Origin of the sequence: Enterobacter sp. MGH120, assembly GCF_001037725.1 — a bacterium.
Taxonomy (GTDB): Bacteria; Pseudomonadota; Gammaproteobacteria; order Enterobacterales; family Enterobacteriaceae; genus Enterobacter; species Enterobacter hormaechei_C.
Map to the genome: position 1 here is coordinate 1,656,222 of NZ_KQ089940.1, position 17,696 is coordinate 1,673,917.

At 48.0% G+C, this 17,696-nt stretch carries 17 protein-coding genes; 15 read left to right on the plus strand and 2 right to left on the minus strand.

The genetic code is table 11. The features are described 5' to 3' along the window. Positions 1 to 32: 32 nt before the first annotated feature. Positions 33 to 404, minus strand: coding sequence for a hypothetical protein (locus SK54_RS07915; protein WP_006811580.1), 372 nt, complete (start codon positions 402 to 404; stop codon positions 33 to 35). A 561-nt stretch (positions 405 to 965) separates the two neighbouring features. Between SK54_RS07915 and SK54_RS07920 the strand changes: the two genes are divergently transcribed. From SK54_RS07920 to SK54_RS22735, 7 genes are all read left to right on the plus strand, one after another. Continuing rightward, on the plus strand, positions 966 to 1,937 hold the full coding sequence (locus SK54_RS07920) for a P63C domain-containing protein (protein ID WP_047736739.1): 972 nt from the start codon (positions 966 to 968) through the stop codon (positions 1,935 to 1,937). 178 nt (positions 1,938 to 2,115) lie between these two features. Beyond that, complete coding sequence (locus tag SK54_RS07925) at positions 2,116 to 2,502, plus strand: phage holin family protein (RefSeq protein ID WP_015570936.1); 387 nt, start codon at positions 2,116 to 2,118, stop codon at positions 2,500 to 2,502. Next, a complete protein-coding gene (locus tag SK54_RS07930; RefSeq protein ID WP_072052510.1) occupies positions 2,489 to 2,770 on the plus strand; it encodes a phage holin family protein in 282 nt (93 codons plus the stop codon). The genes SK54_RS07925 and SK54_RS07930 overlap by 14 nt, the downstream gene beginning before the upstream one ends. Next, entirely contained in the window at positions 2,770 to 3,399 is a 630-nt protein-coding gene (locus tag SK54_RS07935) for a glycoside hydrolase family 19 protein (protein WP_045911873.1), read from the plus strand. The genes SK54_RS07930 and SK54_RS07935 overlap by 1 nt, the downstream gene beginning before the upstream one ends. Positions 3,400 to 3,406: 7 nt before the next feature. Beyond that, the gene (locus tag SK54_RS07940; RefSeq protein ID WP_023314673.1) at positions 3,407 to 3,676 is read left to right on the plus strand and encodes a hypothetical protein; all 270 of its coding nucleotides are present in this window, start codon (positions 3,407 to 3,409) and stop codon (positions 3,674 to 3,676) included. A 1,095-nt stretch (positions 3,677 to 4,771) separates the two neighbouring features. After that, on the plus strand, positions 4,772 to 5,002 hold the full coding sequence (locus SK54_RS07955; RefSeq protein WP_003859853.1) for a hypothetical protein: 231 nt from the start codon (positions 4,772 to 4,774) through the stop codon (positions 5,000 to 5,002). A gap of 219 nt (positions 5,003 to 5,221) precedes the next feature. Next, positions 5,222 to 6,292, plus strand: a complete 1,071-nt coding sequence (locus SK54_RS22735; RefSeq protein WP_255354931.1) for a terminase small subunit — start codon at positions 5,222 to 5,224, stop codon at positions 6,290 to 6,292. Here SK54_RS22735 and SK54_RS07970 read toward each other — a convergent pair. Next, a complete protein-coding gene (locus SK54_RS07970; protein ID WP_223832639.1) occupies positions 6,270 to 7,073 on the minus strand; it encodes a phage tail fiber protein in 804 nt (267 codons plus the stop codon). The genes SK54_RS22735 and SK54_RS07970 overlap by 23 nt on opposite strands. A 102-nt stretch (positions 7,074 to 7,175) precedes the next feature. Here SK54_RS07970 and SK54_RS07975 point away from each other — a divergent pair, with 102 nt between their 5' ends. The 8 genes from SK54_RS07975 to era all read left to right on the plus strand — a co-directional run bounded on the left by SK54_RS07975 (position 7,176) and on the right by era (position 17,695). Then, positions 7,176 to 7,724 (plus strand): recombinase family protein, encoded by a 549-nt coding sequence (locus tag SK54_RS07975; protein WP_006811570.1) that lies wholly within the window; start codon positions 7,176 to 7,178, stop codon positions 7,722 to 7,724. 116 nt (positions 7,725 to 7,840) lie between these two features. Further along, positions 7,841 to 8,263, plus strand: coding sequence for a hypothetical protein (locus SK54_RS22485; protein WP_006811569.1), 423 nt, complete (start codon positions 7,841 to 7,843; stop codon positions 8,261 to 8,263). 769 nt (positions 8,264 to 9,032) lie between these two features. Then, positions 9,033 to 11,045, plus strand: coding sequence for a flagellin N-terminal helical domain-containing protein (locus SK54_RS07980; RefSeq protein WP_032659794.1), 2,013 nt, complete (start codon positions 9,033 to 9,035; stop codon positions 11,043 to 11,045). 144 nt (positions 11,046 to 11,189) lie between these two features. Then, positions 11,190 to 12,122, plus strand: a complete 933-nt coding sequence (locus tag SK54_RS07985) for an RNA-guided endonuclease InsQ/TnpB family protein (RefSeq protein WP_048247008.1) — start codon at positions 11,190 to 11,192, stop codon at positions 12,120 to 12,122. A 971-nt stretch (positions 12,123 to 13,093) separates the two neighbouring features. Further along, positions 13,094 to 14,899: a translation elongation factor 4 gene (lepA, locus tag SK54_RS07990; RefSeq protein WP_003860714.1), complete on the plus strand. Its 1,806-nt coding sequence runs from the start codon at positions 13,094 to 13,096 to the stop codon at positions 14,897 to 14,899. Between the two features lie 15 nt (positions 14,900 to 14,914). Further along, complete coding sequence (gene lepB / locus SK54_RS07995) at positions 14,915 to 15,889, plus strand: signal peptidase I (RefSeq protein ID WP_006811565.1); 975 nt, start codon at positions 14,915 to 14,917, stop codon at positions 15,887 to 15,889. Between the two features lie 223 nt (positions 15,890 to 16,112). Beyond that, positions 16,113 to 16,793 (plus strand): ribonuclease III, encoded by a 681-nt coding sequence (gene rnc / locus SK54_RS08000; RefSeq protein ID WP_003860711.1) that lies wholly within the window; start codon positions 16,113 to 16,115, stop codon positions 16,791 to 16,793. Then, the gene (era, locus tag SK54_RS08005; RefSeq protein ID WP_003860709.1) at positions 16,790 to 17,695 is read left to right on the plus strand and encodes a GTPase Era; all 906 of its coding nucleotides are present in this window, start codon (positions 16,790 to 16,792) and stop codon (positions 17,693 to 17,695) included. Before rnc ends, era begins: the two co-directional genes overlap by 4 nt. Position 17,696: the final 1 nt, after the last annotated feature.

Genomic DNA, 17,696 nt, shown 5'->3' on the forward strand with positions numbered 1-17,696 from the left:
CCGCTTTAGTGCGGGTTTTTGTAGCTAATTCATTAATTTCCACAGACAAGATCAGCTATGTAAGCGGCTGCACTTGAGCCACCTTTAACATAATCATATTTTCCAGCAACTTTTCCGCTCATTTCATACATTGTTATTTCACCAAACTCATTTTTGCATGCTTTAGAAGGAATGGTGAAATGAGAGTAGAGAATTTTCGCACTGGAGTTCTTGGAAATTGGAACTTCTTGTATGATTATTGACCGAATACCTTTGTTTTCAGTCAATGAACGTTCCTTACCATAGAAGTTGAAATTGTTTGTATTTGTCAGAAAGATCCAACCGTCAATTTTGTCAGCTGTGTATGCAGGAAGAGAAGAAATAGCTAATAAAAATGCTCCTGCTAACTTCAATTTTTTATGCATTAATGGTTTTCCTCGTTATCCATTTATGACTGGTACGCTTAAAGATGACACATCATCATTTGGTGATCAGGTTATCGGCACCATTCGCAAGCTATTTAATTAAAATTTCTGGTCGTGATCCGGCGTGCCTTTGCCATATCCGCGTCATGAGTTACACGATGGGTCACAGAACCTTCCGAGTGTGAGCCATAGGAATATGGCAAAGCGATTTTTTACCGCGATGCTATAGTTAAAGTGGCATTCGATAATGCTCTCGATACTGAAAATACTGGGTGGGGAGACACCCGCTTCGCAGAGACAACTGCATGACCCATGACCAGCAACCCAATGCTGGTCTTTTTTTTCCACTGGACAGTGCACGGAGCTTCTACCTCTGTGGTTCAAGGTTCGAATCCTCGATGGTGGACCATTAAGCACTACAACATTCGTTTACTGAAGGCTACCATCCGTCGGCCTTTTATATGCTCTTGACTATGCAAGCATAAAATAGTGAAAAATGCTTGCTATGTGTTTTGGTTGCTGTTTATTATGCAAGCATGTTTTACAGAAAGGTGCTTGCATATGTCAGGCGATAAGAAAGATCCAAAGGGTAAAGCTAAGGGCGGGGTTGCCAGGGCGAAGTCTCTTACTAAAGAGCAGCGTTCTGACATTGCCAAAAAGGCTGCTGCTGCAAGGTGGAGGGATAAAATTCACAAAGCCACCCATATGGGTAATTTCAAAGATGAATTTGGAATAGATGCTGAGTGTTATGTCTTAAGTGATGAATCGAAAACCGCAGTAGTTACTAAGGCTGGACTTGCTCGACTTTTAGGTATCGGCAACTTCGCAAGGGATGTCGATAAACTACTAAGCGCTGGTTACATGAAGGAGTTTGGTGGTCCAAGTTTAATAGCGAAAATTGAAAATCCTATTAATTTTCAATATAGTGGGCAGTCCAAAAACATCAATAACGCTCATGGGTTTGATATTGATGTGATCGTTGATATCGGAAAGGCGCTGATAGATGCAAAAAGTGCCGATGCTCTGCCACCGTCTAGAATCCCTGCTGCCGATACAGCTCAAAAACTAATAAATGCTTCCGCTAAATCAGGTATAAAAGGCGTAGCCTATGCATTGGCCGGTTATCGACCTGAAGTTCAAGAGGTAATCGATGCTTTTAAGGCATTTGTACGAGAGGAAGCCCGCCAATATGAGAAAGAGTTTCCCGACGAGTTGTATGAGGAATGGTATCGGTTATATGGACTTAATCGTCCGGAAAAAGGCAGGCCGATCCGCTTTGGACAGTTGACTAATATGCAAATTTACGTCCCACTGGCTAAGAGTAAGGGGAAGATATTAGAGCAAATTCGCGCCAGTAGGGATGAGAATGGAAAGCAATCAGATAAGTTACACCTCTTCCTTTCTGAAATTGGCGTCAAGGCCTTACGACAACACATCGGCAAACTTCTTGGCGTTGCAGCAATGAGCGACAACAAAGAGGAGTATGAGGCCGGCATTGAAAAAGTTTTTGGCCGTATGAAGCCAGAATTATAAACTTTCTGCCCGGCCACCGCGCCGGGTTTTTATTGTCTAAAGTCTTTCCCAATACTGCCGATAATCTTCGTTCTGAAATTGAAAAAAATAAATATCTGCATTCGTTGCCCGCTCCCGTGCGGGCTTTTTTTATTCCCCTCATTACTGAGAGGATACACAGCTATATGAGGGGAGACCTATGTCCGATCCATTTTCCGGCACAGGGCTGGCCGGTTTAGCTTTGACTGGAGCCAGTGTTTACGGTCTATTGACCGGAACTGATTACGGTGTTGTTTTTGGAGCATTTGCAGGCGCAGTATTCTACATAGCGACAGCGGCTGACCTGAGTGTGTTACGTCGCCTGGCATACTTCTTCGTGTCGTATATCGTCGGCATTCTTTGTTCGGGGCTGTTGGGTTCAAAACTCACATCCTGGACGGGGTACACCGAGAAGCCTCTGGATGCTATCGGTGCCGTAATAGCTTCTGCGTTAGCCGTTCAAATCCTTACGTTCCTGAACAAGCAGGACATCGGCTCGCTGGTGGCGCTGATAACGCGCCGGGGAGGTTCAGGTGGCACTAAATGACCCAACAGCAACTATCAACGCGCTGCTCTGCGCCGGAGTTGTGATTACTCTGATGTTTTATCGCCGTGGTGATTCGCGGCATCGGCCATGGATTTCGCGTTTAGCCTGGCTGATTACCGTCACTTACAGCGCTGTACCGCTGGCGTACCTGTGTGGGATCTACCCGCATTCATCATGGGCCACCATTGCGGCCAATATCATATTCCTTTCCGTGCTGGTGGCCGTCAAAGGCAACGTTGCACGTCTGGTTGATCATCTGAGGTACTAATGAACCAATCACAATTTCAGAAGGCGGCTGGTATCAGCGCCGGATTAGCTGCGCGCTGGTTTCCGCATATCGACGCCGCCATGAAGGAATACGGCATCACCGCACCGCTTGACCAGGCCATGTTTATTGCCCAGATGGGGCATGAAAGCTCCAGATTTACCCGTGTGGTGGAAAATCTTAATTATCCGGCAGAAAACTTAGTGCCGACGTTCGGCAGCCGCCGCATCACTCCACAGCAGGCCGCCGCACTAGGCAGAACGGCAGAGCACTCGGCTAATCAGAAAGCGATCGCTAATCTGGTTTACGGCGGTGAGTGGGGAAAAGAACACCTTGGCAATCAGGTCGCTGGTGATGGCTGGAAATATCGCGGTCGTGGGCTGAAACAGATTACCGGCCTGAGCAACTATCGCAGTTGTGGCCAGGCGTTGAAACTGGACCTTGTTACTCATCCGGAGCTGCTTGAAAAGGATGAATACGCCGCGCGCTCTGCCGCATGGTTCTATGCCTCCCGCGGTTGCCTTCTTCATTCCGGCGACATTGAGCGCGTGACACTGTTAATCAATGGCGGCCGCAACGGGCTGGATAAACGCCGTGCGCTGTTTAATCTGGCGAAATCAGTTTTGGTGTGAGGTGAGAGTGGGTATCGAAACGATAATCGGGCTGGCCGCACTGGTGATTTCCGCCATTGCAGGCGCTTTTGGCCTGGGCCATATTCGCGGCACCAGCAAAGCTGAAGCGAAAGCCGACCAGCAGCGCACCAAAGATAACGCAGCGGCAACGGTCGCAGCAGCCGAACGCCGGGTAGAAGCAACGAAAGAGGCCAGCAATGTACAGCAGACTGTTAACCATATGTCTGACGACGATGTTGATCGCGAGCTGCGGGACAACTGGACCCGTAAGGGTTGAGGTAGCCGATACGTCTTGCGACTGGGTTAAACCCATCTACTGCACAGCGCACGACTGGGATGTACTGGACAGGCAGACGAAGCGCGACATCCTGGCGCATAACAAAGCGTGGCAGGCGAACTGCAAGTAGGCCTTAATTGAAAGATAACTAAATAAATTTTCCAAATGGTCGTTATATAGAGAGTGTGTTTAATTAAGGGGGCAAACAATGCCTTTTCTCATGGTGTTCTTTGTTGTCATTATGGTGTTACTCCTCTGGAAGGCAGGAATACCCCAGGCTATCATTATGTTAATCATACCCATCATGTTTAGTACTTTGGGAGGTATGGTTGCCGCCGTGGGAGTAAGCGCGTTCGCTACACCTATTGTTGGAGTGCCTGTTGGAATCGTTGTATTTTTAATGTTGATGGGTAAGTTTTTATCCAGAAGGTAACCTAAATCCAATACTGAGGACAGGCATGTCACATGAATAGCTATGGCTTTCTTATGCGCATTCTTCATCTATTACAAAGCTCATCTGCTGGTTGCTAATGATGATAAAATGCAGAGTCCCATGGATTTTGGGGTAGGAAAAGCCTGGATATGATGCTAGAAATCATAACATTAAAAAGACCGTGAGATGCAGTATGAAAATCTTAGGATTGGATGAGTACAGAACCCTTCGTGAGGGAGGGACAATGAAGTATTTTGAACTGGAACGCATGCCTAACAGCACTTGGGTTGCCATTTTCGAAAGTTTGTTTGCCGAAAAGGATGAAAAGGCGTGGGTAGAGGGTTACTGCATTGTGACGAACTGCTCAAACAGTGAAGTATCCACCCGGTTCATATACTTGAAAGAAAAGTGCGAAGAAGCGAACTCTATATACAGGGTTAAGCATTCTGCACTATAACTAATTAAATAAACTTAAACTCCTGGTGATTTGTTTGCTGCCATTTTCACTTCTTTCAGAATTGAATTCAGGTGTATGAGTTAAAAAAGACTTTTGGGATATTAAAGGTAACGTAAATCACAGGCAAAAGATTCGTCAATGTGATTGAGTGTTCATGGGACTAACAATCTTCTCTTGTAAGGAATTATGTGTAGAAGGAGATTTTATGGCACAGCTATTGATTTTTGCTGATGATGAGCCTGCTAAGTTGCTGAAAATTCGAAGTTATCGGAGCAAGATTCTTTATCTGTATGCTAATGATGAGGTGAGGTGTTTGGATGTGGTGATTTTTTTTTCAACTTTTCTGAAAGGCGAAAGTGGAGCCATATTGGTGGCAGCCGACAGATACGTGAGCAGGAAAGAAATTATCGAGGCTTATGATGCTCTGATTGGTTGAAAGCAGCGAGACTGGCGCGTAGCAGTAGGATGGGGCATGCTTGGTTCTATACGTCAGTAGAGTGATACAGGAGTTCATATCGGCCAGACGAAGCGTGATGCTACTTTAATCCAGCGGGTGAGCGCTTAATATTGTTTGTCCCAACGGTTCGAACCCATTTCTGATTACCACATTCAAGCCACTGGCACTCGCTGGTGGCTTTTTTTATTGGAGTGAATAATGGCAAAACCGGACTGGGGAGAGCTTCAGCAACGGTTCCTGTCCGAACATGCCGCAACCGGCGTATCACCAAAGGAATGGTGTGAAGCGCAGGGACTGAACTACGCTACCGCCCGTCGATATATCAAAAAAACTTCTGCGCAAACTGCGCAAAAATCTGCGCAGAAAAAAGTGCGCATTGCGCAGAAAGAACAAAGCGCAAATGAGCTGATGGATGATGATGGACTTACTGCTCAGCAACGCTTATTTGTTGCGGAATACCTAAAGGATGGTAACGCCACACAAGCAGCTATCAGGGCGGGTTACAGCAAAAAATCCGCTGAACAAATTGGTTATCAACTCCTTCAGAAAACTTCAGTTGCCCAGGCTATTGCACAACAGCAGAAAGCCTCCATTGCGCGCACGCTTGGCGGTGCCGATGAAGTCCTCGCGCAGATGTGGCAGCTTGCCACCTTCGATGCAAACCAGCCAGCTACTGCTGTGTTTATGGGGATAAACTGTGCTCATAGTTCCGATTCATCCTACTGCTTTCAGCTTGGGGGACGAGGAAACCAGGGTATGTGGTGGAGGGCAAGAGAAAGCGCCTCATTCCTTCCATGGTTACGAGTTTATGACACTGGTAACACTACCAGAGCTAGTGACGGCACGTTAAAAGCAGCTTCCCCAGTAGTTAAACTGTATGCAGACGGTTCGTTTGAAACTAATAACGAATCAGAGGGCTGTACCGTAACTCGCATGAAAGCCGGAGAGTATCTGATCGAGGGCTGCATGGGTATGAATTCAGATGCGGCGTGGGGTGGGATTGATGGTGGCTTCGATATCCCTAAAGATCGTAATGGGCAGGCCCTAATCTGGCTTGACTATGAGGTTAATGCCGACGGATCAGTGCTCGTGAAAACATTCCACCGGGAATACCCGTCAGCACCGATATTTGCGAGGAACTCACGGGAAGGTTTCGTGGATGGCGAACCGGCCGATATTCCGGCCGATCAGTTTGTCAGTGTCCGTGTAGAGATGCCGCAAAACAGTATCTGGAATCAGCGTGCAGCTATGGCTGAAGTTTCTGATTGATCATCTGATTAAAGGCAGAATCATCAGGCATATCCAAGCGAACATCGATCCAGCTGTTCACCGGCACGTCCATCGGTTCCCCTTTTGTTTTGACGATCTCCCCTTCATCGCTCAGCATGTATTTTCGCTTAAACAGGCGGATAGTCAGCCCACCGCTTTCTGCCTGCTCTGCTTCAACAATCCCAAGCTCTCCCATGCCGCCTGGGTCCATTGGCGGCAGTAACTGCCATCCCTCTGACGCCAGGCCTGCCGAACCTCTCAGCACATAAACACCAACATCGACCCGGGAAATTTTGATTCCTTCAGCTTCGGTGTTCGCAGTACCGCAGCCGCACCATGCAAAACCATCCTCGGATATATCCGTGCGCTGGTTCTGTTCCTGAGAATTAACAATGCGAGCAACAGGTGAGGCCGCCTTTAGGGTGCCATCACTTGCTTTAGTCGTATTACCCGTTGAATATAATTTGACAGGTGAAAGCCACGTACCGCCTGCCTGTTTACGAATTGTGATATTTGCGGCTGACTGAGCTGACATTGCTTCATCGACCAGCATAAATCCGTAATTCGCACTATCTCCTCCTGAGGCCGCATTAGAACCGTTCCGATGGCGAACAGAAATATAGCTCCGCCATACATTATCATCAGTTATTCGGGCAGAACCTATTGTGGAAGGGTTGGTTGAAATATCATTAAACCAGCCAGTAGAAGATAAGGTTCCATCGATGTTGACACCAATTGCGGCCCCCCTGTTGCTACCCGTACCTCCCAGTGACACAGGCACGTAACCATTGCTGTCTACCAAACCGACGTTTTATAGATTGCCCTGCGGCATCCATGCCGATAACTTCACCTGATTTTTTGCAGAAAATATTGGGTGAAAAACATGCTAATTGGCTACGTAAGGGTGTCAACAAATGACCAAAACACAGATCTTCAGCGACAAGCTCTCGAACGCGCAGGATGTGAACAGGTTTTTGAGGAAAAAATGAGCGGGACGGTAGCGAACCGGCCAGCGCTTAAAAAGCTTCTTCGAACGCTGAGTGAGGGCGATACGCTGGTAGTGTGGAAGCTGGATCGCCTCGGGCGAAGCATGCGAAATCTGGTACTGCTGGTCGACGAACTCCGGCAGCGCGGCATCCACTTCAAAAGCCTTACGGACAGCATCGACACTTCCAGCCCAATGGGGCGTTTCATATTCCACATCATGTCAGCCCTGGCCGAGATGGAGAGGGAGTTAATCGTGGAACGCACCCGGGCAGGACTGGCGGCAGCCCGGGAGAAAGGGCGCATAGGCGGCAGAAGGCCGAAGTTAACCCCTGAGCAATGGGCGCAGGCTGGCAGGCTGATCGCAAACGGAATGGACAGAAAGCAGGTGGCGATTATTTACGACGTTGCGGTGTGCACCTTGTATAAAAAATTTCCGGCGCGGTAGGGGTAGAGGAAAAAAATATTGAACATTTAATCCAATTTTCGTAATAAAGTATTGAAATGATGTAATAAAGTTGTTGAAATTTTGGTAAGCGGTTGGGTTGAGCATTGGGGGTATTCATGGCAAAAACAGATTCTATTACACCTGAAGAGTTTAGGGCTATTCACTTTGAATTGTCTAAAATCTCATCAACTTGGGCAGACTTATGGCTAACATTGTTTTCTCTCCGTGCTGAAGGCAGCAGGGTGATTACTATTAGATATTCCGATATCGAAGATGACATGCTGCACTTGGCTGGAACTCCAAAGTTTGAGCCACGAACAATTAGATTAAATTTATTGCTTTCTAAGTTAATTGCGTACAGAAAGGATTGCAATCCTTCTGATATTTATGTTTTCCAGAGTAGATCAAATCGAGTTAAAGGGTTAGCTAGGCCTGTGACTGTAATAGCAATGAATAATGCCTTAAAACAAGCATCCAAATATGTAACAAGGAAAAACATCACCATGAAAAGTGCTTTAAGGGTAATCGGAAGGAACTAGTTGGACGAGGGTTCATACACTAAATACCCACCTGTTTATGGAAAGTTAGGACGATGGTCAATGATCACGTCCTTTATCAAGTCATTATTCTCCCTGATGATTTTCGATTTACTACTCGATTGGATGTAAGATATGTACATGCATGAATCTTAGGAGGGATTTCGAGTAAGTAAAATGAGATCCTGATCAGAATAAATCAAACCTGGCATTGAGTAGAGTAAATAATAAAGCAGCGCATGCAAGATTTAATAGTATAACAAAACGGGCAGAAACATTCACTGAACAAATCTCCTGATCATGTATTAGACAGAGAATGACTGTAATGTAAAACCATCTTACATACACCTACTAAAAAAGACAGATAAAACAAGGTGCCATCCGATGAGATAGCTAAGCATTTGCGCCTTGGATAGGTCTTACCATCGGAACATCGGGTTATGCTCGCTTGTTGAGTGCTGAGAAATGAAGAGATTAGAGGTTTATAAGAGGTAGCCAGTTTGTCAAACGAGATAGTTTATTTATGATGCTCAACATATTGAATTGTTTAGCTTTATCATGGTGGTTTAGGGGGCGTTAAAACGAACTTATCACATTGTATTAAAAGTAAACAACTATCTTTCGTTTGATGCCTGAAAGCAGATGGGGATGGTTTTTCACTTTTTCTTCTAAAGGTCCAGAGTACGTTGCCGATAGTGAACATAGCGGCGCAGGAGCCAAATGGTGGAAGCCGTAAACTTAATTTAAGTTCAGTCAAATAGGAATTACTATCATGGCACAAGTCATCAATACCAACAGCCTCTCGTTGCTCACTCAGAACAACATCAACAAAAACCAGTCTTCAATGTCTACTGCCATTGAGCGTCTGTCTTCCGGTCTGCGTATCAACAGCGCAAAAGATGATGCTGCTGGCCAGGCGATTGCCAACCGCTTCACCTCTAACATCAAAGGTCTGACTCAGGCTGCGCGTAACGCCAACGACGGTATCTCCGTTGCACAGACCACTGAAGGCGCATTGTCTGAAATCAACAACAACTTACAGCGTATCCGTGAGCTGACTGTTCAGTCTTCTACTGGTACTAACTCTGAATCCGATCTGAACTCAATCCAGGACGAAATCAAATCCCGTCTGGACGAAATTGACCGCGTATCCGGCCAGACCCAGTTCAACGGCGTGAACGTGCTGGCAAAAGACGGTTCCATGAAAATTCAGGTTGGTGCGAACGATGGTGAAACCATCACAATTGACCTGAAAAAAATTGATTCCTCTACTTTAAACCTGACTGGATTTAACGTTAACGGTAAAGGTGAAGTAGCGAATACCAAAGCAACAGCTGACGATCTGAAATTAGCTGGTTTTACTAAAGGCACTACAGATGCGAATGGTGTGACTGATTATAAGAACACCATTGCTAACAGTAAGGCATCAGCTTCTGATTTATTAGCAAATATCTCAGATAAATCCGTTATCACTGGCGGCGGCGCAAATGCGTTCGGTGTGGCTGCAACCGCAGGTTACAAATATGACGCGGCAAGCAAATCATACAGCTTCGATGCGACAGGCGCAGATTCAGCAAAGACACTAAGCATTATTAACCCAAATACAGGGGATTCTTCTCAGGCAACGGTTACGATCGGTGGTAAAGATCAGAAAGTTAACATCTCCCAGGATGGTAAAATCACTGCGGCAGATGATAACGCGACGCTGTATTTAGATAAGCAAGGTAACCTGACGAAAACCAATGCGGGTGGCGATGCTGCTGCAACTTGGGACGGATTAATTTCAAACAGCGACTCGACTGGCGCAGTTCCTGTTGGTGTTAAGACTAAAATCACTCTTACGTCCGGTGCTGCTTCCGGGATGTCTGTGAGTTCAGAAGGTGCCGGCAGTCAGACTTCAACAAATGCCCAGATTCTGGCGGATGGCGCATTTGCTGCCAAAGTGAGCATCGACGGTGGCGCGGCAACCGATATTATGGTTGCTAATAATGGTAATATCACTGCGGCTGACGGTAGTGCGCTTTATCTTGATGCAACAACTGGTGGCTTCACTGCTACTGCAGCGGGGAATACAGCTGCAACATTAGACGCATTAATTGCTAATGGTAAAACAGCGACTATGACCGTCGCATCAGGTACCAGTCAGAACACTGTTTATAGCACTACTGGCAGCGCTGACTTCACCAGCCTGGCTAAAGTTGACACTGTTAATATCACCAATGCACATGTAAGTGCTGAAGGCATGGCCAACCTGACTAAAGGTGCAAACTTCACCCTTGATCTGGGTGGTACAGGTACAGCCACTCACACCGTTACCGCAGGTGTTGTTAAAGATGCTGCCAATGACGATGTTTATGTTGACGACGGTGCGCTTTCCAGCGAGCCGACAAAAGATGTGACCTACTTTGAACAGAAGAACGGTGCTATCACCAACAGCACTGGCGGTACCATTTATGAAACTGCTGATGGTAAGTTGACCACCGAAGCTACCACCGCTTCCACCTCTACTGCCGATCCACTGAAAGCGCTGGACGATGCAATCAGCCAGATCGACAAATTCCGTTCTTCCCTGGGTGCTGTACAAAACCGTCTGGTTTCTGCAGTAACCAACCTGAACAACACCACTACCAACCTGTCTGAAGCGCAGTCCCGTATTCAGGATGCGGACTATGCGACCGAAGTGTCCAACATGTCCAAAGCGCAGATCATCCAGCAGGCTGGTAACTCCGTGCTGTCCAAAGCTAACCAGGTTCCTCAGCAGGTTCTGTCTCTGCTGCAAGGCTAATTTCAAATTAAGTGTCAAAGCCCCATATATGTGGGGCTTTTTATTGGTTGAATAAGGTCGTTAAAAGTAGTCAAATCCTTTAATCAACGCTCGCACGATGATTTAGCATTTAACCAGTTTCGCTCCGTTTACACAGGTCCAGTTGTGATTAAAAAACAGGCATTCAAATTTTTGCTTGAACCTAACAAAGGTCAGTTATCAGACTTTTTGGCCTTTGCTGGCTCCTGTCGTTTTGTTTACAACAAAGGCCTTGCTCTTCTTAACGAGAATTACCGTTCTGGTAAAAAATTCATAGGCTACATTCATCTGGCTTCTGAATTGGTTGAATGGAAGAATGAAGAGAGCCTTTCTTGGTTGAAAGAAGCCCCTTCTCAGTGTTTACAGCAATCGTTAAGAGATTTAGACAGAGCATTCAGAAACTTTTTTACCGGCAAATCACAATATCCAAAGTTTAAAAAGAAAGGTCGGCATGATTCTTTCCGTATACCATGCCAAAGGGTTAGAGTAGATCAAGAAAAAAAATTGGTATCTCTTCCTAAAGTCGGCTGGGTAAAGTATCGCAAGAGTCGTGAAATCATTGGTGATTTAAAAAACGCAACTATTTCCCTGAATCAGGGGAAGTGGTATATCAGTTTTAATACAGAGCAAACAGTCCCTGATCCAATACACCCCTCTGATATCAAATCTACAATTGTACTTAATAATGTGGATAGCGTTCATCTGTCATCTGGGGGCGGCGGTGATAACACTTACCAAGCGGAAGAAAAGAAAAAATTAATCCGTCTTAATAAAACACTGACCAGAAGAAAGAAACACAGCCAAAATTGGCTAAAAACCAAAGGTAAAATTGACAGAGTAAAATCAAAGGCAGCAAGGATAAGACTCGATAATATCCATAAAGCAACCACGGCAATTTGTAAAAATCACGCAGTTGTTGAGGTTGTGAACTTGATGGATTCTGTATCTGACAAGAACGATAACACTCTGAGTATGAGATACGAATTTGTCAGGCAGTTGATATACAAACAAGAATGGCTGGGTGGTGAAGTTATTCGCCGGGAGAGTAAACCCTTGTAAGGGGGTTCAGTGATAATGTAGTATATGATGAATTTTAAGCGGCAGGGCATGTCGTTTCTGCTTGTGGAGGAAGGTTAATTCAACTTCCGTTGAAGCAAGAATCTCTTGATTGTTATTGAGAATGTCAACGTCTGGTCCAATACTTTACAAGTAGAAGTATATAAGTATGTTGAAATGGATTTGCGAGTTTTCAGTTGTGAAAGTTAAAAGCTAACTCAAAACGTAATTTATAAACCACTCGGTATCTCAACTAGTACCGCCCCTCAATGATTCTTGAAAATAGGCTTAAAACTTACTGGGTCTGCGACAGACTCAGGTTACCAAGCTTGTTTACAAAATAGGATTACTTGACTGCTCTATTGGCTGTCTACGGAACAATGAGTGGAAATTGAAGTATAAGAGCAATTTACGAGGCAGAAAAAGAAGATAAAAAAAGCTGAGTAATACACGCATTATTCTCAATAGAACGAGTAAAGTAAACTGCCGCCTGTCGTATGCAAAACGGGCGGCGACTGGCCGGTGATGGGGCGATAGTAAGAGTTGCAGAGCGAGCTTCGAAACTGATACAGGCTTTGCGGTAATCGAACCTGTAATGAAGAAGACGCCAGGTGATGTGTTGTTGATTCTGTGCGACTGCCACACACAGTTTGCCAATCTGATGGGGCTGTCACTCATGACAGATGATGGCGAAGCGATCGAAGGTGCTGCTCTGGAAGGGGGGAGGTGCTTGGTAGAGTGACGTTCTTCATCAACCGCGCGCTGGGTGATGATGACTGCCCAACAATTTAATTTACATTGCTTAACTGTAGGCACTCGTTATCACTCAATGAACAGGAGATCGTATGCTGACGATTTGGGCGCTACAGTGTAATATGCATGCCAGTCGTTGATGGGGTAGTTACTGTGGAGTGTCCACCGCTGTGTCCATCAAGAAGATTTAATCCGCATAGCGAGTAAATAAATCCATACATATGAAAAACATAAGAAATTTCTCCATCATTGCTCACATTGACCACGGTAAGTCGACGCTGTCTGACCGTATTATCCAGATTTGCGGTGGCCTGTCTGATCGTGAAATGGCAGCCCAGGTTCTGGACTCCATGGACCTGGAACGCGAACGCGGTATTACCATCAAAGCGCAGAGCGTGACGCTCGACTATAAAGCTTCCGATGGTGAAACCTATCAGCTGAACTTTATCGACACCCCAGGGCACGTTGACTTCTCTTATGAAGTGTCACGCTCGCTGGCGGCCTGCGAAGGCGCGCTGCTGGTGGTGGATGCCGGGCAGGGCGTAGAGGCCCAGACGCTGGCAAACTGCTACACCGCCATGGAAATGGATCTTGAAGTGGTGCCGGTTCTGAATAAAATCGACCTGCCAGCCGCCGATCCTGAGCGCGTAGCGGAAGAGATTGAAGACATCGTCGGTATTGATGCGACCGATGCAGTGCGCTGCTCGGCGAAAACCGGTGTCGGTGTTCCGGACGTACTGGAACGTCTGGTGCGTGATATTCCGCCGCCGGAAGGCGACCCGGATGCGCCGCTACAGGCGCTGATCATCGACTCCTGGTTTGATAACTACCTCGGCGTTGTCTCGCTGGTGCGTATTAAAAACGGCACCATGCGTAAAGGCGACAAAATCAAGGTCATGAGCACCGGCCAGGTCTACAACGCTGACCGTCTGGGCATCTTCACGCCAAAACAGGTTGACCGTACCGAACTGAAATGCGGCGAAGTGGGCTGGCTGGTCTGTGCAATTAAAGACATCCTCGGCGCGCCGGTGGGCGATACCCTGACCGGTGCACGTAACCCGGCAGATAAAGCGCTGCCAGGCTTCAAAAAGGTGAAACCGCAGGTTTATGCGGGTCTGTTCCCGGTCAGCTCTGACGATTACGAAAACTTCCGCGATGCGCTCGGAAAGCTGAGCCTCAACGATGCCTCCCTGTTCTACGAGCCAGAAAGCTCAACGGCGCTGGGCTTTGGCTTCCGCTGTGGCTTCCTCGGTCTGCTGCACATGGAGATCATTCAGGAACGTCTGGAGCGTGAATACGATCTGGATCTAATCACCACCGCCCCGACGGTTGTCTACGAAGTAGAAACCACCTCGAAAGAGGTGATCTACGTCGACAGCCCGTCCAAGCTCCCACCGCTGAATAATATTCAGGAACTGCGCGAGCCTATCGCAGAGTGTCACATGCTGCTGCCGCAGGAGTTCCTCGGTAACGTGATCACCCTGTGTATTGAGAAGCGTGGCGTGCAGACCAACATGGTTTACCACGGTAACCAGGTGGCGCTGACCTATGAAATTCCGATGGCAGAAGTGGTGCTCGACTTCTTCGACCGTCTGAAGTCTACCTCCCGTGGCTATGCGTCGCTGGACTACAACTTCAAACGCTTCCAGGCCTCGAACATGGTTCGTGTGGACGTGCTGATCAACGGTGAGCGTGTGGATGCGCTGGCGCTGATCACCCACAACGATAACGCACCGTACCGTGGTCGTGAGCTGGTTGAGAAGATGAAAGATCTGATCCCGCGTCAGCAGTTTGACATTGCGATTCAGGCGGCCATCGGTAACCACATCATTGCCCGTTCAACCGTGAAGCAGCTGCGTAAAAACGTTCTGGCTAAGTGCTACGGCGGCGACGTCAGCCGTAAGAAAAAGCTGTTGCAGAAGCAGAAAGAAGGTAAGAAGCGTATGAAGCAGGTCGGTAACGTTGAGCTGCCGCAGGAAGCATTCCTTGCCATCCTTCATGTTGGTAAAGACGGTAACGGTAAATAACCTTAAGGAGTTGGCATGGCGAACATGTTTGCCCTGATCCTGGTCATCGCTACCCTGGTGACAGGTCTGTTGTGGTGCCTCGATAAGTTTATCTTCGCCCCAAAACGCCGTGAACGTCAGGCTGCCGCGCAGGCAGCCACGGGCGATGCGCTGGACGCGAAAACCCTGAAAAAAGTCGGCCCAAAACCGGGCTGGCTGGAAACAGGGGCATCGGTATTCCCGGTGCTGGCGATTGTGCTGGTGGTGCGTTCATTTATCTATGAACCGTTCCAGATCCCGTCAGGATCGATGATGCCAACGCTGCTGATCGGTGATTTCATTCTGGTTGAGAAGTTTGCCTATGGCATCAAAGATCCGATCTATCAGAAAACGCTGATCGAAACGGGTCATCCGAAACGTGGCGACATCGTGGTGTTTAAATATCCGGAAGACCCGCGGCTGGATTATATTAAACGCGCGGTAGGTCTGCCGGGCGATAAAGTGACCTACGATCCGGTGGCGAAAGAGGTGACCATTCAGCCAGGCTGTAGCTCTGGCACCGCATGTGAAAATGCGCTGCCAGTCACTTACTCCAACGTTGAGCCAGCTGATTTTGTGCAGACCTTCGCCCGCCGTAACGGCGGTGAAGCGACCAGCGGATTCTTCCAGGTGCCAAAAGGTGAAACCAAAGAGAATGGCATTCGTCTGGTTGAACGCAAAGAGACGCTGGGCGATGTTACTCACCGCATTCTGACCGTGCCCATCGCACAGGATCAGCTGGCAATGTACTACCAGCAGCCAGGCCAACAGCTGGCGACCTGGATTGTGCCGCCGGGACACTACTTCATGATGGGTGACAACCGTGATAACTCTGCGGACAGCCGTTACTGGGGCTTTGTGCCGGAAGCGAATCTGGTCGGTAAAGCAACCGCTATCTGGATGAGTTTTGAGAAGCAGGAAGGCGAGTGGCCGACCGGCGTTCGCCTGAATCGTATTGGCGGAATTCATTAATTTTCGCCAAAAATAACACGTAGCGGCTTTTATTCGCCGCTACGTGAATTATTTCAGCGATAAATCTCTTTGAACTAACGACATCCCCTGTCGTTGTGTATAGAATATTCCCCCGAAGTTTAAGGTTGGCCCTGCAAGGGTGCCACGGCACACGAAACCGCGTTGGTTTTCTCAGGTCGGTTTCGTGTGCTGCATTTTTGACGCATTCATTTATTGGTATCGCATGAACCCCATCGTAATTAATCGGCTTCAACGGAAGCTGGGCTACACTTTTCATCATCAGGAGTTGTTGCAACAGGCATTAACCCATCGCAGTGCCAGCAGCAAACATAATGAGCGTCTCGAGTTTTTAGGTGACTCTATTTTAAGTTTCGTGATTGCAAATGCGCTTTATCATCGTTTTCCGCGTGTGGACGAAGGTGATATGAGCCGCATGCGCGCCACGCTGGTGCGCGGCAATACCCTCGCTGAAATCGCACGCGAATTTGAGCTGGGTGAATGCCTGCGTCTGGGGCCAGGTGAGCTGAAAAGTGGTGGTTTCCGTCGTGAATCCATCCTTGCCGATACGGTCGAGGCATTGATCGGTGGCGTGTTCCTGGACAGCGATATCCAGACCGTAGAAAAGCTGATCCTTAACTGGTATCAGACCCGCCTGGACGAAATCAGCCCGGGCGATAAACAAAAAGATCCTAAAACGCGTCTGCAAGAATATTTGCAGGGTCGTCATCTGCCGCTGCCATCCTATCTGGTGGTGCAGGTGCGTGGCGAAGCCCACGATCAGGAATTTACCATCCATTGCCAGGTCAGTGGCCTGAGTGAACCGGTGGTCGGCACGGGTTCAAGCCGTCGTAAGGCTGAACAGGCTGCCGCCGAACAGGCGTTAAAAATGCTGGAGCTGGAATGAGCATCGACAAAACCTATTGCGGATTTATTGCCATCGTCGGACGTCCGAACGTTGGCAAATCCACCCTGCTGAATAATCTGCTTGGGCAGAAGATTTCTATCACCTCGCGTAAGGCGCAGACCACGCGTCACCGCATCGTCGGTATCCATACTGAAGGCGCGTATCAGGCGATCTACGTCGATACACCGGGCCTGCACATGGAAGAGAAGCGCGCCATCAACCGTCTGATGAACAAGGCGGCGAGCAGCTCCATTGGCGACGTAGAGCTGGTGATTTTCGTTGTGGAAGGCACCCGCTGGACGCCGGACGACGAAATGGTCCTGAACAAGCTGCGCGACGGCAAAACGCCGGTGATCCTCGCAGTCAATAAAGTGGACAACGTGCAGGAAAAAGCCGATCTGCTGCCGCACCTGCAATGGCTGGGCAGCCAGATGAACTTCCTGGACATCGTCCCGCTGTCTGCGGAAACGGGTCTGAACGTTGATACCATCGCGGGTATCGTGCGCAAGCATCTGCCGGAAGCGACTCATCACTTCCCGGAAGACTACATCACCGATCGCTCTCAGCGTTTTATGGCGTCTGAAATCATCCGTGAGAAGCTGATGCGTTTCCTGGGCGCTGAACTGCCGTACTCTGTGACGGTGGAGATCGAGCGTTTCCAGAGCAACGAGCGTGGCGGCTACGATATTAACGGTCTGATCCTCGTTGAGCGTGAAGGGCAGAAGAAGATGGTGATCGGCAATAAAGGCGCCAAGATCAAAACTATCGGAATCGAAGCCCGTAAAGACATGCAGGACATGTTTGAAGCACCGGTTCACCTGGAACTGTGGGTGAAAGTGAAATCAGGCTGGGCCGATGATGAGCGTGCGCTGCGCAGCCTCGGTTACGGCGAAGATCAGTAAC